This is a genomic window from Vibrio sp. 03_296, from assembly GCF_002265885.1.
Map to the genome: position 1 here is coordinate 1 of NZ_NPKW01000356.1, position 842 is coordinate 842.

Annotated in this window: 1 protein-coding gene; it reads left to right on the forward strand. The window is 38.2% G+C overall.

Annotation, left to right across the window (positions count from 1 at the left end):
- Positions 1–733 precede the first annotated feature (733 nt).
- A partial coding sequence (locus tag CIK04_RS24620) for a sodium:alanine symporter family protein (protein WP_142995010.1) occupies positions 734–842 on the forward strand: 109 nt, incomplete at its 3' end.

Below are 842 nucleotides of genomic sequence, written 5' to 3' on the forward strand. Positions count from 1 at the left end.
GTAAGTCATCTAGTTCAAAGCCATCCATAAGCCACCTCACATAAATCACCAGCGCTTGTGCAGTCACTAAGTACCACAGTTTCTTCGAGCATAACCATGATAGATTTCGCATTTGTGTCGGTATGATGAAGATTTCGATTAAAACTGAACACACCATCACATTTTGCTTGCAACAAAAGCTTAAAAATGAGCGATCGATCTCACGAAAACGATTAAATGAAAAGAATTTTAATGTTAACAATGTGTGTGTTTATACAGTACGAAGTCAAAGAGAGGAGGGTAAGGATTCGAAAAGGTGCATGTGAATTTCTCATCCACAACCGGTAAGTGAGCGAGGGGGCGTGGGGAAAGAGTAAAAGCCTTGTCACTCTTGGTTTAACAGAGAATTGACGTGAAATGAAAAACAAAATATTTCGATACATTTTGTTGTAATGGAATTGTTTGGTTTATGTAACTGCTTTTGATTCTTGATTCTGGTTTGTATGTTAATAAATGGTATAAAATAGTGAAAATACAAAAATTGAGTATGCAGTTTCATATTGATTTTTGCGTGGCTAGGCTGCATTATCCGCCCGTCAAAAAACGCTAGTACGTAAAACGGATGCATGAAGCGACATTTACGATTCTAGATTGCAGAAAGAAAATAATAGTTCACCAAGCTAATTGACACTTGGTTAAGCAATCTGTGGATGGCTCGGAAGCACAGACTGGCGCAACTCAATTTGAGGTAACTATGACAGACTTGATCAATCTAATGAATGACCTGCTTTGGGGTTCCATTCTTGTTTATTTGCTTGTCGGTGTGGGAATTTATTTCACGGTTCGACTCGGCTTCATTCAGT